Consider the following 2,197-nt stretch of genomic DNA (forward strand, 5'->3'; position numbering starts at 1 on the left):
GTCAACCTTGGCTGCTCGGTTTCACCGACGGTGGTTGACTACTTAAGCGGCCTCATGGGCAGCAGCAGCTCCCGGACAGCTATGCTGGTCAGCACCATCTTCTTTGCCTTGATCACGGTCTACGCCTTTATCCACTATCTCAAGGTGCACAAAGTTGCCGTCAAGGCAGAGCAATAAGAATAGCAATAGATAAAGCTGGTTTCGACCAGCTTTTTTCTTGGTAAAAAATATATAAAACTAAGCTGAATCTAATCCTTTAACTTTGCTATAATGAAATCACCTTAAAAAGCAAAGCAGGAGGAAAAAGAAAAAATGGAAGCAGTCAAAGCAGAAGATTTGTATCAGGTTGTCAGCCTGGGCAACTTGCAGGCTAAGGGCAAAAGGGCAATACTCGCCAGAAACCAGGCCAAGGCCGATGGGGAAGGCTACTGGAACTGGCTGGATGTCTTTGAAAATGGCGAGCTCAAGCGCTTGACGACTTTAGGGCAAGAGAAGAGCTATGCCTTAGTAGAAAAGGCGGTCTACTACACTTTTCAAGAAGGCAAAGGAGGTAGCTTGCTTTATAAGCAAGAACTGGACCAGGCCAGTCCAGCAAAAGTTGCTGAGTTCAAAGAAGCTGGCTACCAGGTAATCAATTCAGTAAAAGACCGCTACCTACTTTTAAGCAGACGGGCGGACCTGGCTGAAGGGAAATCGACTGACTACCAAGTCCTGGATGAATTGCCTTATTACTTCAATGGCCAGGGTTACATCAACAAGCTCCGCGACCGCCTTTATGTCTGGGACTTAGAAGAAGAAAAGCTGACTGAACTTTTCAAAGCTGAGCCAGACTTTACGGTTATGGAGACCTTTGTAGTTGGTGAAAAAGTCTACGTGGTGGGGGTCAGCTACCAGACCCGGCGGCCCTTTGACGGGGCGGTCTATGAAGTTGACCCAAGAACAGGAGAAGCCAAGCTCCTTTTAGCAGCCGGCAAGGCGGAAGTTTCAGCAATTTTTGCCTTAAAAGAGCAAGTCTACTGCTTCGCCAACACCCATAAAAAGACCGGCTTAAACGAAAATCCGGAATTCTACCGGTTAACTGAGGATGGTCTGGAATTGGCCGCCTACTGGGACAATTCCGGCCAGAGCGCTATTGCCGGGGACTGCTCCGTCATTGCCGGCAATGCATTTGATGTCTTTGGCGACAAGTTCTACTTTGTAACGACAATTGTTGACCATGATGAAATCTATGTTTTTGACGGAAAAGAAGTCAAGCCCTTTTTCGCCACTGACGGGATCATCAAGGGCTTCCGCATGACAGGGAAAGACGAATTTTTCCTGGAAGCGGCATTTGCCAACGAACTTTTGGAATTCTACCAGGTGAAAAATGGCCAGGTAGAAAAATTATCCAACTATAATGACCAACTATTAGCTGGCAAATACGTAGCCAAGGTCAACCAAGTGGAATATGAATCAGTAGAAGACGGAAGGCAGCACGGCTGGGTGCTCTTGCCAAAGGACTACCAGGCAGGGAAAAAGTACCCGGCAATCCTGGACGTTCACGGCGGACCCCGTGCTACTTACAGCAAGGCCTTCTTCCATGAAATGCAGGTTTGGGCCGGGAGTGGCTATTTCGTCTTCTTCTGCAACATCCACGGGTCAAACGGGCAGGGGAACCAGTACGGCGACCTGCGGGGCCGCTACGGGACGGTTGACTACGAGGACTTGATGAAGTTTACTGACGCGGTGCTTGCTGCTTATCCAGACATTGACCAAAGCCGTTTAGGCATCACTGGTGGCTCTTACGGCGGCTTTATGACCAACTGGGTGATCGGCCACACCGACCGTTTCCAAGCGGCAGCTTCCCAGCGGTCTATCTCTAACTGGCTGAGTTTTGAGCACATGTCTGATATTGCCCCGGAATTCTGCGTTGACCAGGTGGGGACGAGTGAAGATGATGATCCGGAAAAGGTTTGGCTGCACTCACCTCTCAAGTACGTGAAAAACGTGAAGACGCCGACTCTGTTTTTGAATTCAGATGAGGACTACCGTTGCCCGGTCGAAGAAGGGATGCAGATGTTCCATGCGCTTCTGTCCCACGGCACGGAAAGCCGGATGGTGGTCTTCCACGGAGAGAACCACGAACTGTCCAGAAGCGGGCGACCAAAGAACCGCTTAAGCCGGTTAAATGAAATCCAGAACTGGTTTGACGGGCACT

At 49.6% G+C, this 2,197-nt stretch carries 1 protein-coding gene; it reads left to right on the forward strand.

Translation table 11 applies throughout. The features are described from left to right. Positions 1-312: 312 nt before the first annotated feature. Positions 313-2,197 (forward strand): alpha/beta hydrolase family protein (locus ACI32D_RS05210; RefSeq protein WP_439775558.1); only part of this gene is annotated, 1,885 nt, incomplete at its 3' end.

Origin of the sequence: Lactobacillus sp., from assembly GCF_051873315.1 — a bacterium.
In the GTDB taxonomy this organism is placed as follows: Bacteria; Bacillota; Bacilli; order Lactobacillales; family Lactobacillaceae; genus Lactobacillus.